This is a genomic window from Streptomyces sp. NPDC007901 (assembly GCF_042959465.1).
Lineage (GTDB): Bacteria > Actinomycetota > Actinomycetes > Streptomycetales > Streptomycetaceae > Streptomyces.
This window is the reverse complement of sequence record NZ_JBIBKW010000011.1, coordinates 162656-177994: the sequence shown is the minus strand read 5'-3', so window position 1 is coordinate 177994 and position 15339 is coordinate 162656. Positions and strand designations below refer to the sequence as shown.

Annotated in this window: 13 protein-coding genes; 11 read left to right on the top strand and 2 right to left on the bottom strand. The window is 70.0% G+C overall.

What is annotated here, in order from left to right:
* The first annotated feature begins 161 nt into the window (after window positions 1–161).
* The 8 genes from ACFZDK_RS32300 to mutM all read left to right on the top strand — a co-directional run bounded on the left by ACFZDK_RS32300 (window position 162) and on the right by mutM (window position 8539).
* Window positions 162–3392 (top strand): helicase-related protein, encoded by a 3231-nt coding sequence (locus tag ACFZDK_RS32300; RefSeq protein WP_390977451.1) that lies wholly within the window; start codon window positions 162–164, stop codon window positions 3390–3392.
* A gap of 46 nt (window positions 3393–3438) precedes the next feature.
* The gene (gene rsmD, locus ACFZDK_RS32295; RefSeq protein ID WP_390977612.1) at window positions 3439–4107 is read left to right on the top strand and encodes a 16S rRNA (guanine(966)-N(2))-methyltransferase RsmD; all 669 of its coding nucleotides are present in this window, start codon (window positions 3439–3441) and stop codon (window positions 4105–4107) included.
* A gap of 26 nt (window positions 4108–4133) precedes the next feature.
* On the top strand, window positions 4134–4613 hold the full coding sequence (gene coaD, locus ACFZDK_RS32290) for a pantetheine-phosphate adenylyltransferase (protein WP_355714369.1): 480 nt from the start codon (window positions 4134–4136) through the stop codon (window positions 4611–4613).
* A gap of 58 nt (window positions 4614–4671) precedes the next feature.
* Window positions 4672–5772 (top strand): cell division initiation protein, encoded by a 1101-nt coding sequence (locus tag ACFZDK_RS32285; RefSeq protein ID WP_390977450.1) that lies wholly within the window; start codon window positions 4672–4674, stop codon window positions 5770–5772.
* A 133-nt stretch (window positions 5773–5905) separates the two neighbouring features.
* The gene (locus ACFZDK_RS32280; protein ID WP_390977449.1) at window positions 5906–6556 is read left to right on the top strand and encodes a YceD family protein; all 651 of its coding nucleotides are present in this window, start codon (window positions 5906–5908) and stop codon (window positions 6554–6556) included.
* A 2-nt stretch (window positions 6557–6558) separates the two neighbouring features.
* Entirely contained in the window at window positions 6559–6732 is a 174-nt protein-coding gene (gene rpmF, locus ACFZDK_RS32275; RefSeq protein WP_007493396.1) for a 50S ribosomal protein L32, read from the top strand.
* A gap of 8 nt (window positions 6733–6740) precedes the next feature.
* Window positions 6741–7592 carry a ribonuclease III gene (rnc, locus tag ACFZDK_RS32270; protein ID WP_390977448.1) on the top strand — a complete coding sequence of 284 codons (852 nt, stop codon included), beginning with the start codon at window positions 6741–6743 and terminating at the stop codon, window positions 7590–7592.
* Window positions 7593–7678: 86 nt separating this feature from the next.
* Window positions 7679–8539, top strand: a complete 861-nt coding sequence (gene mutM / locus ACFZDK_RS32265) for a bifunctional DNA-formamidopyrimidine glycosylase/DNA-(apurinic or apyrimidinic site) lyase (RefSeq protein WP_390977447.1) — start codon at window positions 7679–7681, stop codon at window positions 8537–8539.
* Here the strand turns inward: mutM and ACFZDK_RS32260 are convergent.
* Together ACFZDK_RS32260 and ACFZDK_RS32255 are read right to left on the bottom strand one after the other, a co-directional pair.
* Entirely contained in the window at window positions 8512–8931 is a 420-nt protein-coding gene (locus ACFZDK_RS32260) for a winged helix-turn-helix transcriptional regulator (protein ID WP_390977446.1), read from the bottom strand. The two genes, mutM and ACFZDK_RS32260, sit on opposite strands and share 28 nt — an antisense overlap.
* A gap of 80 nt (window positions 8932–9011) precedes the next feature.
* Entirely contained in the window at window positions 9012–10169 is a 1158-nt protein-coding gene (locus ACFZDK_RS32255; RefSeq protein ID WP_390977445.1) for a CAP domain-containing protein, read from the bottom strand.
* 189 nt (window positions 10170–10358) lie between these two features.
* On the opposite strand from ACFZDK_RS32255, the gene ACFZDK_RS32250 reads away from it, so the two are divergent.
* The 3 genes from ACFZDK_RS32250 (at window position 10359) to ACFZDK_RS32240 (ending at window position 15223) form a co-directional block, all read left to right on the top strand.
* On the top strand, window positions 10359–10640 hold the full coding sequence (locus tag ACFZDK_RS32250) for an acylphosphatase (protein ID WP_390977444.1): 282 nt from the start codon (window positions 10359–10361) through the stop codon (window positions 10638–10640).
* 383 nt (window positions 10641–11023) lie between these two features.
* Entirely contained in the window at window positions 11024–11227 is a 204-nt protein-coding gene (locus ACFZDK_RS32245) for a hypothetical protein (protein WP_093498859.1), read from the top strand.
* Between the two features lie 252 nt (window positions 11228–11479).
* Entirely contained in the window at window positions 11480–15223 is a 3744-nt protein-coding gene (locus ACFZDK_RS32240; RefSeq protein WP_390977443.1) for an AAA family ATPase, read from the top strand.
* Window positions 15224–15339: the final 116 nt, after the last annotated feature.

Below are 15339 nucleotides of genomic sequence, written 5' to 3'. Positions count from 1 at the left end.
CGCCGGAGGGGGGAAGACGTGGTCGGCGCGGGGTCGGGCGGTCCCTGGTGGGGTGGTGACCGCGGAAGGATGGCCGGAGCGCGCCATCCTATGACTCAAAACGACCGTCTGACCAGGGGTTTCCCGAACCGTATCCGGCATTGTCAGTGGTGTGGTGTGCAATGGATCTCGTGCCCGCACTGGAAGAACCACTGAAACAACCACTGAAGTCAGTGCTCGGCCCCGCCACCGCGAAGGTGATGGCCGAGCATCTCGGCCTGCACTCCGTCGGCGACCTGCTGCACCACTACCCCCGCAGATACGAGGAGCGCGGCCAGCTCACCCACCTCGCCGACCTGCCCATGGACGAACACGTCACGGTGGTCGCCATGGTCGCCGACGCCCGCCTGCACACGTTCGCCTCCTCCAAAGCCCCCCGCGGCAAGGGCCAGCGCCTGGAGGTCACGATCACCGACGGCAGCGGCCGGCTCCAACTGGTCTTCTTCGGCAACGGCGTGCACAAGCCCCACAAGGAACTCCTGCCGGGCACCCGCGCGATGTTCGCCGGCAAGGTCTCGGTCTTCAACCGCCGCCTCCAACTGGCACACCCGGCGTACGAACTGCTCCGCGGCGAGGACCCCGCCGAATCGGTCGAGACCTGGGCCGGCGCCCTGATCCCGCTCTACCCGGCCACCGCCAAGCTGGAGTCCTGGAAGATCGGCAAGGCGGTCCAGACGGTCCTGCCCAGCGCCCAGGAGGCCCTGGACCCCCTCCCCCCGAACCTCCGCGAGGGCCGCGGCCTCCTTCCGCTCCCCGAGGCCCTCCTCAAGATCCACCGCCCGCACACCAAGGCGGACATCGCGGCGGCCCGCGACCGCCTCAAGTGGGACGAGGCCTTCGTCCTCCAGGTCGCCCTGGCCCGCCGCCGCCACACCGACGCCCAACTCCCCGCGGTCGCCCGCAGACCCTCCCCCGACGGCCTCCTCACCGCCTTCGACGACCGCCTCCCGTTCACCCTCACGGACGGCCAGCAGAAGGTTTCCAAGGAGATCTTCGACGACCTGGCGACGGAACACCCCATGCACCGCCTCCTCCAGGGCGAGGTGGGTTCGGGAAAGGCGCAACCCCTCGATTCCTCGGTCCTCACACCCGCCGGGTTCCGTCGTATGGGGGACCTGGCGGTGGGGGACGAGGTTGTCGTGCCGGAAGGTGACATCGCACTGATCGACGGTGTCTTTCCGCAAGGGGAGCGCGACGTATGGCGCCTCAACCTCTCCGACGGAAGTTTCGTGGAGTGCGACGACGAGCACCTCTGGATCGTCGGTACCAGCCGCGCGTGGCATCGTGGCCAGGCCCCCAAGGTCATGACGACTCGGGAGATCCGCCTGGACACGCTCAAGGCAGACGGCTCCTCGAAGTGGTACATCCCTGCGGCGGCACCCGTAGACCTCGGATACGACACGGGCCTGCCCCTGGACCCCTACCTGCTGGGCCTTCTCCTCGGGGACGGCTCGTTCCGGCACAACCTGCGTCTCTCGACGACGGACGACGAGATTCGCGACGCCGTGGCTGCCGCTGTGACACCGGACTGCCGATGGGTGCCCGTGAAGGGCTCCTCCTGTGACTACACGATCCAGCTCGCGCAGCGCGCCGGTGGACTCCGCAACCCAGTGATCCAAGTGTTGCGAGATCTGAATCTGTGGGGCGAGACATCACACGGAAAGTTCGTTCCCGACGACTTCAAGAACACTTCGATCAAGAACCGACTCGCTTTGCTGCAAGGACTTCTGGACACGGATGGCACCGTTCAGGCGGACGGCATGAGCGTCTCGCTTCGTTCCGCCTCGCGCAGGCTCGCGGACGATGTCGCCTGGCTTGTGCGCTCACTGGGCGGCCGTGCCCGCGTGCTGTCGAAGGGGACCGCATTCAACGTCTCCGTGGCACTGCCTGACGAGTACCCCCCGTTCCGCCTGTCCCGCAAGGCCGCCCGAATCCGGCCCCGGCCGGAATGCGACACCTTCCGGCGCGGGATCCGCGCGGTCGAGTACGTCGGGCGAAAGCCGGTCCAGTGCATCAGCGTCGCTCACCCGAGCCACGCGTACGTCACCGACAACTTCACGGTCACGCACAACACCATGGTCGCCCTCCGCGCGATGCTCGCCGTGGTCGACGCCGGCGGCCAGGCGGCCATGCTCGCCCCCACCGAGGTCCTGGCCCAGCAGCACCACCGCTCGATCACCGAGATGATGGGCGAGCTGGCGGAGGGCGGCATGCTCGGCGGCGCGGACCATGCGACCAAGGTCGTCCTCCTCACCGGCTCGATGGGCACGGCCGCCCGCCGCCAGGCGATGCTGGACCTGGTCACGGGCGACGCGGGCATCGTGATCGGCACGCACGCGCTGATCGAGGACAAGGTCCAGTTCCACGACCTCGGCCTGGTGGTCGTGGACGAACAGCACCGCTTCGGCGTCGAGCAGCGGGACGCCCTGCGCGGCAAGGGCAAGCAGCCGCCCCACCTCCTGGTCATGACCGCGACCCCCATCCCGCGCACGGTCGCGATGACGGTCTTCGGCGACCTGGAGACCTCCGTCCTGGACCAGCTCCCGGCCGGCCGTTCCCCGATCGCCACCCATGTCGTCCCCGCCGCCGACAAGCCCCACTTCCTGGCCCGCGCCTGGGAGCGGGTGCGGGAGGAAGTCGGCAACGGCCACCAGGCGTACGTCGTCTGCCCCCGCATCGGCGACGAGGAGGACGACCCCAAGAAGGCCAAGAAGTCGGCCGAGGACGAGGCGGAGAAGCGCCCGCCGCTGGCCGTCCTGGAGGTGGCCGACCACCTCGCCAAGGGCCCGCTCGTCGGCCTCCGGGTGGAGGTCCTGCACGGCCGCATGCACCCGGACGACAAGGACGCGGTGATGCGCCGCTTCGCGGCAGGCGACACCGACGTCCTCGTCGCCACCACCGTCATCGAGGTCGGCGTCAACGTCCCCAACGCCACCGCCATGGTGATCATGGACGCCGACCGCTTCGGCGTCTCCCAGCTCCACCAGCTGCGCGGCCGGGTGGGCCGAGGCTCGGCCCCCGGCCTCTGCCTCCTGGTCACGGAGATGCCCGAGGCCAGCGCGGCCCGCCAGCGCCTCACTGCCGTCGCCTCGACCCTCGACGGCTTCGAACTCTCGCGCATCGACCTGGAGCAGCGCAGAGAGGGCGACGTACTCGGCCAGGCCCAGTCGGGCGCCCGCTCCAGCCTCCGCGTCCTGGCCGTGATCGAGGACGAGGAGATCATCGCGGAGGCGAGGGAGGAGGCGACGGCGTTGGTGGCCCGAGACCCCGACCTGACCGACCTGCCCGGCCTACGAACGGCCCTGGACGCCCTCCTGGACGAGGAGAGGGAGCAGTACTTGGAAAAGGGTTGAGCCGAAGCGCCCCGTCAGGGGCGCTGGGGGTACCCCCGGCCGAAGGCTGGGGGAGGAACTGCGCGAGCAACCACGACGCACCGACTGCCAAACTGAATCCGTAACCACCCCGAACCGAGGATTCAAGATGACCCGCGTGATCGCAGGCGCAGCCGGCGGACGTCGGCTCACGGTGCCACCAGGCACCGGCACCCGCCCCACCTCCGACCGCGCACGCGAAGGCCTCTTCTCCACCTGGCAGTCCCTCCTCGGCGGCCCCCTGGACGGCGAACGCGTCCTCGACCTCTACGCCGGTTCCGGAGCCGTGGGCCTGGAGGCACTCTCCCGGGGCGCCGGCCACACCCTCCTCGTGGAGGCCGACCCCAGAGCCGCCCGCGTCGTACGAGAAAACGTCAAGAATCTGGGCCTGCCCGGCGCCGAGGTACGGGCGGGCAAAGCGGAACAGATCATCCAGAACCCGGCGCCGGCGCAGCCGTACGACATCGTGTTCCTCGACCCGCCGTACGCGGTCACAGATCACGATCTTCGGGAGATTCTCCTCACACTCCACTCGGGGGGCTGGCTCGCGCCGGACGCGCTCGTCACCGTGGAGCGCAGCACCAGAGGTGGCGTTTTCAACTGGCCGGCCGGTTTCGAAGACCTCCGGTCCCGTCGCTACGGCGAGGGAACGTTTTGGTACGGTCGCGCCGCCTCTACGTGCGAAGACGCACGATGACCGGACCGGAGAGCGAGGGATCACAAGTGCGCCGCGCCGTCTGTCCCGGGTCGTTCGACCCGATCACCAACGGACACCTCGACATCATTGCCCGTGCGTCCCGTCTCTACGACGAGGTCTACGTCGCGGTGATGATCAACAAGTCCAAGAAGGGCCTGTTCGAGATCGACGAGCGGATCGACCTGATCCGCACCGTCACCGCCGACTACGGCAACGTCCGCGTGGAGGCCTTCCACGGCCTCCTCGTCGACTTCTGCAAGCAGCGCGAGATCCCCGCCATCGTCAAGGGCCTGCGGGCCGTCAGCGACTTCGACTACGAGTTGCAGATGGCGCAGATGAACAACGGCCTGACGGGCGTCGAGACGCTGTTCGTCCCCACCAACCCCACCTACAGCTTCCTCTCGTCCTCCCTGGTCAAGGAGGTCGCCCAGTGGGGCGGTGACGTATCCCACCTGGTTCCCGCGCCTGTTTTCGAGGCACTCAACAAGCGTATTCACAGGGACTGATGGGGCTACAGTCGTCCCGTCCGTCTCCAACACAGCTGTAGAGAGTGGCGAGCGCAGGGTGGACGTACAGAAGAAGCTCGACGAGGTCGTGGCCACGGTCTCCGGTGCCCGGTCCATGCCGATGTCGGCGTCATGCGTGATCAACCGCGCCGACCTGCTCGCGATGCTCGAAGAGCTGCGCCAGGCGCTGCCCGGCTCCCTCGCCCAGGCCCAGGAGCTCATCGGCGACCGGGACCAGATGGTCGAGCAGGCCCGGATGGAGGCCGAGCGGATCATCGAGACCGCGCACGCCGAGCGCGGCTCGCTGATCTCGGGCACCGAGGTGGCCCGCCGCTCCCAGACGGAGGCCGACCGGATCCTCGGCGAGGCCCGCCGGGAGGCCGAGGAGGTCCGCGCCGAGGCCGACGACTACGTCGACTCCAAGCTCGCCAACTTCGAGGTCGTCCTCACCAAGACCCTCGGTTCCGTCGGCCGGGGCCGCGAGAAGCTGCTCGGCACCGGCCCCGGCCTCGACGAGCAGGGCTACGAGGACGAGGACGCCCCCGAGCGCAGCCACGACCCCGAGACCCTGCGCCGGGACGCGGACGCCTACGTGGACGCCAAGCTGGGCGCCTTCGAGGCGGTCCTCGCCAAGACCCTGGAGGCCGTCGGCAAGGGCCGCGCCAAGCTGCACGGCCGGATCGCCACCGACGCCCTCGGCGCCCTGGCCGACGACAACACGACCTTCCAGCACTCCAGCGACGCCGACTACCTGGCCGACCTCGCGGCCCTCGCCGACCAGGACGACCGGGCGTCCCGGACGGCCCAGGGCGAGCAGCCGGCCGCCGCCCAGCCCCAGAGCCAGCCGCAGTACGACCAGCAGCCCGTGGCGCAGGATCCGTACGGCTATCCCCAGCAGCAGCCCGTCTACGCCCAGCAGGACGCGTACGGCTACCAGCAGGACCCCTACGGCTACCAGCAGGCCGACCCCTACGCGGCCTCCTACCAGGGCTACGACACCGGCCAGCAGCCCGTCTACGACCCCACGCAGCAGCCGGCCCAGCAGATTCCGCACCAGACGCAGCACCAGTCGTACGACCTCGACGAGACCAGCCTCTTCGACACCAGCATGATCACCCCGGAGCAGCTGAGGGCGTACGAGCAGGGCCGGGGCCTGTAGGAACCGGGCGGATTGGGCCGACAGCGAAAGGTCCAGTATCCTGGCTGTTCGGTCGCGTCTACGTCCGCGATCTGCGCTGCCCGGGGAGTCTCTCCGGACGGCGTCCCTCTGAGCTCGAAGATCGAAAGCAGGAATGGCTCCTCACGCGCGCCTCGACCACCGCAACCCGTTCGTGTTCGACACACACGAGCTGGGGCGGCGTCCCGGTGCGCTGCAGCGCCTGACCCGCACGGTCGACGCTCCCCAGGACTTCGGTATCAAGGGGGTCATCGGAGTGCCGGAAGGCGCCCCGGTGGAGCTCGTGCTCCGGCTCGAGTCGGTCATGGAAGGTGTGCTCGTCACAGGCACCGCCCGTGCACAGGCCGAGGGGGAGTGCGTAAGGTGTCTGGAGCCGGTCGAGCAGGAGCTCGAAGCGGACTTCCAGGAACTGTTCTCGTACCCTGACGCCGACGACCGGGGCCGCGTGATCGCGGAACCGGGCGACGACGCCGAGGACGACGAGGACAGGTTCTTCATCGAGGACGGCCTGTTCGACCTCGAACCCGTGCTGCGTGATGCGGTGGTGCTCGCACTGCCGATGCAGCCGGTGTGCCAGGACGACTGTCAGGGCCTGTGCTCCGAGTGCGGAGTCCGGCTCGCGGACGACCCGGACCACCACCACGATGCCGTCGACATCCGTTGGGCGGCTTTGCAGGGACTCGTCGGTTCCACCAAGGACGGCGAGAAGGACGAGATGAGCGGCGCTGACGCGCAAGCGGGCGTCGACGAGAAGCAGGAGAAGTAGCCGTGGCTGTTCCGAAGCGGAAGATGTCGCGCAGCAACACGCGCCACCGCCGGTCGCAGTGGAAGGCTGCGGTCCCCACCCTGGTTGCGTGCGAGCGCTGCCACGAGCCCAAGCTGCAGCACATCGCGTGCCCGTCTTGCGGCACCTACAACAAGCGCCAGGTCCTCGAAGTCTGAGCGGCCAGGTGAGAGGCACTGTGTCCAGTCCAAAGAAGGGCGAAGAGCCCAAGGCGGACCCGTCCGCCAAGAAGAAAGCGGACAGCACGGCCTCGTCCCACACGCTTCTGGAAGGGCGGCTCGGCTACAAGCTCGAGTCCGCCCTTCTGGTGCGTGCACTGACCCACCGTTCCTACGCGTACGAGAACGGCGGTCTGCCGACGAACGAGCGGCTGGAGTTCCTCGGTGACTCCGTCCTCGGTCTCGTCGTCACGGACACGCTGTACACCACCCATCCCGATCTGCCCGAGGGCCAGCTGGCCAAGCTCCGGGCCGCGGTGGTGAACTCGCGTGCGCTCGCGGAAGTGGGTCGCGGTCTCGACCTGGGTTCCTTCATCCGGCTCGGCCGCGGTGAAGAGGGCACGGGCGGCCGGGACAAGGCGTCCATCCTCGCCGACACCCTGGAAGCGGTGATCGGTGCGGTCTATCTCGACCAGGGCCTCGATTCGGCGTCCGAGCTGGTGCACCGGCTCTTCGACCCGCTGATCGAGAAGTCCTCGAACCTCGGAGCCGGCCTGGACTGGAAGACCAGTCTCCAGGAGCTCACCGCGACGGAGGGCCTCGGCGTGCCCGAGTACCTGGTCACGGAGACCGGCCCCGACCACGAGAAGACCTTCACTGCTGCCGCCCGCGTCGGAGGCGTCTCGTACGGCACCGGCACCGGCCGCAGCAAGAAGGAGGCGGAGCAACAGGCCGCCGAGTCCGCCTGGCGCGCGATTCGCGCCGCGGCGGACGAACGCGCCAAGGCCAAGGCGGCCGAGCAGGCCGCCGCAGCCGAAGCCGAGGAGGACGACGGTCCGTCGTCCGCCGCCTCCGCCTGACGAACAGCGCAGCCCGAGCGCCCGCCCCCGGCAGTACGGGGGGCGGGCGCTCGGATCTTCCCCCACGGTCCGCTACGGGAGTCCCGATGCCCGAATTGCCCGAGGTAGAGGTCGTACGGCGCGGCCTGGAGCGGTGGGTCGCCCATCGCGAGGTGGCCGAGGCCGAGGTACTGCACCCGCGTGCGGTACGACGGCACCTCGCCGGCGCCGACGACTTCACGCACCGCCTCAAAGGCCACCGGGTCGGCACCCCCAGCCGGCGCGGCAAGTACCTGTGGCTGCCGCTGGAGGACACGAACCAGTCGGTCCTCGCCCACCTCGGCATGAGCGGCCAGCTGCTGGTCCAGCCGCACGCGGCACCGGACGAGAAGCACCTGCGCATCCGTGTCCGGTTCGCGGACGAGGTCGACACCGAGCTGCGCTTCGTCGACCAACGCACCTTCGGCGGACTGTCGTTGCACGACAACACCCCCGACGGACTGCCGGACGTCATCGCGCACATCGCCCGCGACCCCCTCGACCCGCTGTTCGACGACGCGGCCTTCCACCAGGCGCTGCGGCGGAAGCGGACCACCATCAAGAGGGCGCTGCTCGACCAGTCGTTGATCAGCGGAGTCGGCAACATCTACGCAGACGAGGCGCTCTGGCGCGCCCGGATCCACTACGAACGCCCCACCGCCGGCTTCACCCAGCCGCGCACGGCCGAACTCCTCGGCCACGTACGGGACGTGATGAACGCGGCCCTGGCCGTGGGCGGCACCAGCTTCGACAGCCTGTACGTCAACGTCAACGGCGAGTCGGGGTACTTCGACCGCTCGCTGGACGCGTACGGGAGGGAAGGGCTGCCCTGCCGACGGTGCGGTACGCCGATGCGCAGGCGGCCCTGGATGAACCGGTCCAGCTACTTCTGCCCGAAGTGTCAGCGGCCGCCGCGGGTCTCGTCGTAACGCTCGCGGGCGGTCAGCACCTCGTCCATCCGGCTCTCCACGAAGTGCACGATGGACAGCGTCCGTTCGGCGACCTCGCGGCCGAGCGGGGTGAGCTCGTAGTCGACGCGGGGCGGGTTGGTCGGCTGGGCCTCGCGGTGCACCAGGCCGTCGCGCTCCAGCACCTGGAGCGTCTGGGAGAGCATCTTCTCGCTGACACCGTCCACACGGCGGCGCAGCTCGTTGAACCGGAACGAGCCCTCGTGCAGCGCGCTCAGGGTCAGTCCGCCCCAGCGGCCCATGATGTGTTCGAGGGTGGTGCGCGAGGGGCAGGCCCGGGCGAAGACGTCGTACGGGGGAAGCGGCTCCGGTATCTCCCGCGTCTCCTCCGGACGGTCCTGGGTGGTGGTCATACGCTCAGCGTACGGGAGCACAGCGCTAACCGACAGGGTGCGCTAACCGTCGGTTAGCGCACCCGTCGCACCTGGTCCGGTCAGTAGCCGAAGTCCTGCGTCCACCAGGGGCCGCCCGAACCGAAGTGCACTCCGACCCCGAGGGTCTTGAAGTCGCAGTTCAGTATGTTGGCGCGGTGGCCCTCGCTGTTCATCCAGGCGTCCATGACGGCCTGGGCGGTGGCCTGGCCCCGGGCTATGTTCTCGCCGCCGAGGTTGGATATGCCGGCGGCCGCGGCCCGGTCCCACGGCGTCTTGCCGTCCGGGTCGGTGTGGTCGAAGAAGTCCCGCGCGGCCATGTCGTCGCTGAACGCCTCGGCCAGCTTGGTCAGCGAGGAGTTCGCGGACAGCGCGCTGCAGCCGACCTTGGCCCGCTCCTCGTTCACCAGCTTCAGCACCTCGGCCTCGACGACGGCCTCCTCGGAGGAGGTGATCGGCGCGGCGGTCTTCACCGGCGCCTTGGTGGCCGTCTTGGAAGGCGTGACCTTCGGCTTCTTGGAGGGGGTGGCGCTCGGCGTCGGCTTCTCGGTGGCCGTCTTCGTCGGGGTGGGTGACGCGGACGCGGACGCGGAGGCCGAGTCGGACGCGGAGGCGGACGCCGACTGCGACTGCGACTGCGACTGCGTCGGAGAGCCGGAGCGCTGGGTGCCGGGGCTGGTGGCGGAGCCGGTGTCACCGCTCTCGGCGTTGCCGGAGGTGCCGCCCTGCTCGGCGGCCGTGTTGCTGGGCGTGCCGTCGGCCTGCACCCGCTCGCCGCCGGTCGTGTTGCTGGATCCGCCGAGCTTGTAGTTCTCCAGGCCCGGCACCACTCCGGTGGTCACCGCGACCGTGCCGAAGGCGACGGCGGCCGAGACCCCGAGCAGACCCGTGGCCACGGGCCGCCCGCCCTTCTTCCGGCGGCGGTGCCCGCCACTCGAGGAGGAGCCGCCGCCCGGGGTGAACTCCTCGGCCGGGAAGGCGCTGGGGTCCATGAAGCGGGCGTAGTCGTCCTTGGTGGCGAACAGGTAGGCCGAGCTGCGCGCGTTGGTGTCGGCGTACTCCTCCTGGCGCAGGTAGGCCGCCGTGCCGGTGCCGTAGCGGAGGCCCGCGTACGAGTCCTGCGATTCGTGGCCGCCCGTGTACGAGCCGTTGTTCTCCGTGACCCCCGTGGCGCGGCCCGTGGCGGCGCGGCCGGCGGCGGAGCGTCGGTGGCGTCCCATGTCCTTGCCTTCTTCCCTCGTCCTCGCGGTCGGGGCCGACCAGGGGCCGGTGTGGCCAGTGACACCTTCTGGTCAACCAGACTCACCCGATCGAGTGAGTTTCATATGAGATTCATTGGGTGGGGACGGTACCCCATACCGCTGAGGGAGGAGGTGTCCCGAGTGACATTGGCCGGTTAGGTTGCACCCATGAGCGAGGATGTGCGACTGGTCGCCTGGGTCCGTGGACGTGTGCAGGGCGTGGGATTCCGCTGGTTCACGCGGGCACGGGCGCTGGAGATCGGCGGGCTGAGTGGTTTTGCTCTCAATTTGGGGGACGGCCGCGTCCAGGTCGTCGCGGAGGGCTCCCGGGAGGGCTGCGAAGGGCTGCTCGACTGGCTCCAGGGCGATGACACGCCCGGGCGGGTGGAGGGTGTCACCGAGATCTGGGACACACCCCGAGGTGGCTACGACGGCTTCGCCATCCGCTGAGTCCGCTCTGTAAAGCCGCGCAGGAGAAAGCGGAGCGATCTGCCACCGGCATGTGCCCCGAGCAGAAATGGCCTGGTGGTTGCCAAGAATCGCCGGGCGTGGCAGGCTCCGCAGGTAAAGATGATCGCCACGCCCTGAGGGCCCCGCAGGAGTCGCAGCGCCCCCCGTCCAGGGTGGGCCGCCCCCGGGTTCGCCCGCCAATACAGGGCGTGATCGTGTTGACCGTCAAACTTTTTGGTGAGACGCTGAAAGCCCCGCGCACCTTAGCTGTTTGGCATGGCGCAACAGTCGAGCAACACTCGGATGTGTCAAGCACCGCGGGTGCGAATCCCTCACGACCCACACCGCTACGGTCGGTCACTCAGTGTGGAGGACCATCCATCATGGCAAAGGCGCTTCTCGGTTACGTCGGCGGCTCCGACCCGCGACTCCTCGCCGAGATGCGACGGCTCCAGCAGCGTGTCCAGGACCTCGAATCCGAGCTCGTACGGATTCAGGCCGAGAACGACGCGCTGACGGCTGCCGCTTCTCCCGACAGGATCATGGAGAGCATCGACGCAAACCAGGCGGAGCCTGCGCTCACCTGATCGCTGCATCGCTCCACAACAGCACATGCGGCGGTTGGGCAGCCCTTTCAACCGCTTGAGTTGTCAAGATGTACAAGGGACGCCCCGGCGTCCCTTTTTTCTTGCCCCCGACCCGTGCCCCGACCCGCTTGTAGCCCCGCGCATCCTTTCACCCTCTTTAACGTCTGGTGTGCCCTGCATGTTCATGCGCGAAACCGCGGGGTTGCGAGGCTTCGTGGAGTGGGGTAGCGGGGCCAGGTAGAGTCCGACGGCGTGCACCTCAAGGCCCTGACCCTTCGCGGGTTCAAGTCGTTCGCCTCGGCGACCACGCTCCGGTTCGAGCCGGGGATCACGTGTGTCGTCGGTCCGAACGGCTCGGGCAAGTCCAATGTCGTCGACGCGCTCACCTGGGTGATGGGCGAGCACAGCGCCAAGTCGCTGCGCGGCGGCAAGATGGAGGACGTCATCTTCGCCGGCACCACCGGCCGTCCCCCGCTGGGCCGCGCCGAGGTGTCCCTGACCATCGACAACTCCGACGGCGCCCTGCCCATCGAGTACGCCGAGGTCACCATCACGCGGATCATGTTCCGCAACGGCGGCAGCGAGTACCAGATCAACGGCGACACCTGCCGCCTCCTCGACATCCAGGACCTGCTCTCCGACTCCGGCATCGGCCGCGAGATGCACGTCATCGTCGGCCAGGGCCAGCTCGACTCCGTCCTGCACGCGGACCCCATGGGCCGCCGCGCCTTCATCGAGGAGGCCGCCGGCGTCCTCAAGCACCGCAAGCGCAAGGAGAAGGCCCTCCGCAAACTGGACGCGATGCAGGCCAACCTCGCCCGCGTCCAGGACCTCACCGACGAACTCCGCCGCCAGCTCAAGCCCCTCGGCCGCCAGGCGGCGGTCGCCCGCCGGGCCGCCGTCATCCAGGCGGACCTCCGCGACGCCCGCCTGCGCCTGCTCGCCGACGACCTCGTACGACTGCGCCAGGCACTCCAGACCGAGATCGCCGACGAGGCCGCCCTCAAGGAACGCAAGGAGGCCGCCGAGCAGGAGCTGAAGAAGGCCCTCCAGCGGGAGGCGCTCCTGGAGGACGAGGTACGCCGGCTCACCCCGCGCCTGCAGCGGGCCCAGCAGACCTGGTACGAGCTCTCCCAGCTCGCCGAACGCGTCCGCGGCACGATCTCGCTGGCCGACGCCCGGGTGAAGAGCGCCACCTCCGCGCCCCCCGAGGAGCGGCGCGGCCGCGACCCCGAGGACATGGAGCGCGAGGCCCACCGGATCCGGGAGCAGGAGGCCGAGCTGGAGGCCGCCCTGGAAGCGGCCGAGCGCGCCCTCGACGACACGGTCGCGCACCGCGCCGAGCTGGAGCGCGAGTTGGCGGTGGAGGAACGGCGCCTGAAGGACGTGGCCCGCTCCATCGCCGACCGGCGCGAGAGCCTGGCCCGGCTGAACGGCCAGGTCAACGCGGCCCGCTCACGTGCCGCGTCGGCCCAGGCGGAGATCGACCGCCTGGCCGCCGCCCGCGACGAGGCCCAGGAACGGGCGGCCGCCGCACAGGAGGAGTACGAGGCGCTCAAGGCCGAGGTCGACGGCCTCGACGCCGGCGACCACCAACTCGGCGAACAGCACGACCAGGCCAAGCAGCAGCTCGCCGAGGCGGAGGCGGCTCTCACCGCCGCCCGCGAGGCGGCCACGGCCGCGGAACGCAGCCGCGCCGCGACCCAGGCCCGCCACGAGGCGCTGGCGCTGGGCCTGAGACGGAAGGACGGTACGGGGATACTGCTGGGCGCCCGGGACCGCCTCGCGGGAGTCCTGGGCCCGGCGGCGGAACTGCTGACGGTGACCCCCGGCTACGAGATCCCTCTGGCGGCGGCGTTCGGCGCGGCGGCGGACGCGATCGCGGTGACGACCCCGTCCGCGGCAGCGGACGCGATCCGCCTGCTGCGCAAACAGGACGGAGGCCGGGCGGCCCTACTGCTGGCGGGCGCCCCGGACACCCCGACGCTTCACGCTGAGACGCCCCAGGCTGAGGCGCCCCAGAGGGGCGCGGGGCTGTATCAATCTGCGGCTCCGCCGCGGGACGCGATCAGCCACGACGGCGCCGCGGCAGACCGACGACCGACGACAGCACCGGACAGCGCCGGGGACGGGACAGCGCCTCTCAGGGGCGCGGGGAACTCCGCTACCGGCCCCCACCGGCCCGCGCCCGACGGACACCCGTTCGCCGCAGACCTCGTCCGCGGCCCCGCCGACCTGATGCCCGCCGTACGGCGACTGCTCAGAGACATCGTCGTGACCGACACCCTCGAAGACGCCGAGGATCTGGTCTACCGCCGCCCCGACCTCACCGTGGTGACCGCCGAAGGCGACCTCCTCGGCGCCCACTTCGCCCACGGCGGCTCCGCCGGCGCCCCCAGCCTGCTCGAGGTGCAGGCCTCCGTGGACGAGGCCGCCGCCGAGCTGGAAGAGCTCGCCGTCCGCTGCGAGGAACTGTCCGCGGCACAGCATGCGGCGGGGGAGCGGCGCAAGGAGTGCGCGGCCCTCCTCGAGGAGCTCGGCGAGCGGCGCCGCGCCGCCGACCGGGAGAAGTCGGCCGTGGCCCAGCAGCTGGGCCGGCTCGCCGGACAGGCCCGCGGCGCGGCCGGCGAGGCGGAACGCTCCACCGCGGCCGCCGCCCGCGCCCAGGACTCCCTCGACAAGTCCCTGGAAGAGCTGGAGATCCTGGCCGAACGGCTGGCCGTGGCCGAGGAGATGCCCGTCGAGGAGGAACCGGACACCTCGGTACGGGACCGGCTCGCCGCCGACGGCGCCAACGCACGGCAGACCGAGATGGAGGCCCGGCTCCAGGCCCGTACCCACGAGGAGCGCGTCAAAGGCCTGGCCGGCCGCGCAGACTCCCTCGACCGCGCCGCCCGCGCGGAACGCGAGGCACGCGCGCGTGCCGAGCAACGTCGGGCCCGGCTGCGCCACGAGGCGGCCGTCGCCGAGGCCGTCGCCGCCGGTGCGCGGCAACTGCTCGCGCACGTCGAGGTCTCCGTCGGCCGCGCCGAGCGGGAGCGGGCCGCCGCCGAGGCCGCGAAGGCACAGCGCGAGCAGGAGCTGACCGCCGCCCGCTCCACCGGCCGCGACCTCAAGGCCGAACTCGACAAACTCACGGATTCAGTTCACCGGGGTGAGGTACTCGGCGCCGAGAAGCGGCTGCGCATCGAGCAGCTGGAGACGAAGGCGCTGGAGGAGCTCGGTGTCGAACCGGCGGGGCTCGTCGAGGAGTACGGTCCCCATCAGCTCGTGCCGCCCTCGCCCCCCGCCGAGGGCGAGGTGCTCCCGGACGACCCCGAGCACCCGCGCAACCAGCCCAAGTCCTTCCACCGGGCCGAACAGGAACGCCGGCTCAAGGCGGCCGAGCGGGCCTACCAGCAGCTCGGCAAGGTCAACCCGCTCGCCCTGGAGGAGTTCTCGGCCCTCGAGGAACGGCACAAGTTCCTCAGCGAGCAGCTGGAGGACCTCAAGAAGACCCGCGCCGACCTGCTTCAGGTGGTGAAGGAGGTCGACGAGCGCGTCGAGCAGGTCTTCACGGAGGCCTACCGGGACACGGCGAGGGAGTTCGAGGGCGTCTTCAGCCGCCTCTTCCCGGGCGGCGAGGGACGGCTGATCCTCACCGACCCCGACAACATGCTCACCACGGGCGTGGACGTCGAGGCCCGGCCGCCGGGCAAGAAGGTCAAGCGGCTCTCCCTGCTGTCGGGCGGCGAACGCTCGCTGACCGCGGTCGCGATGCTGGTGTCCATCTTCAAGGCCCGCCCCAGCCCGTTCTACGTCATGGACGAGGTCGAGGCGGCCCTGGACGACACCAACCTGCAGCGGCTGATCCGCATCATGCAGGAGCTCCAGGAGTCCTCGCAGCTCATCGTGATCACGCACCAGAAGCGCACGATGGAGGTCGCCGACGCGCTGTACGGCGTGTCCATGCAGGGCGACGGTGTGTCGAAGGTCATCAGTCAGCGCCTCCGCTGAGTTTGCGTGCGCCCTACACCGGTCTGACCTGCACACCCCCTCCATAGCTTCAACTATTGAACACAAACACCTTCACCATGCCTTCAAGCTCACATCACCCGGTCTATTGACTTCGA

What these genes read in the sequence shown, in the direction of transcription:
- ACFZDK_RS32300 (WP_390977451.1), top strand. Translation starts at nt 162, where the DNA reads ATGGATCTCGTGCCCGCACTGGAAGAACCACTGAAACAACCACTGAAG.
- ACFZDK_RS32280 (WP_390977449.1), top strand. Translation starts at nt 5,906, where the DNA reads ATGGCTCCTCACGCGCGCCTCGACCACCGCAACCCGTTCGTGTTCGAC.
- mutM (WP_390977447.1), top strand. Translation starts at nt 7,679, where the DNA reads ATGCCCGAATTGCCCGAGGTAGAGGTCGTACGGCGCGGCCTGGAGCGG.
- ACFZDK_RS32260 (WP_390977446.1), bottom strand. Translation starts at nt 8,931, where the DNA reads ATGACCACCACCCAGGACCGTCCGGAGGAGACGCGGGAGATACCGGAG.
- ACFZDK_RS32255 (WP_390977445.1), bottom strand. Translation starts at nt 10,169, where the DNA reads ATGGGACGCCACCGACGCTCCGCCGCCGGCCGCGCCGCCACGGGCCGC.
- ACFZDK_RS32250 (WP_390977444.1), top strand. Translation starts at nt 10,359, where the DNA reads ATGAGCGAGGATGTGCGACTGGTCGCCTGGGTCCGTGGACGTGTGCAG.
- ACFZDK_RS32245 (WP_093498859.1), top strand. Translation starts at nt 11,024, where the DNA reads ATGGCAAAGGCGCTTCTCGGTTACGTCGGCGGCTCCGACCCGCGACTC.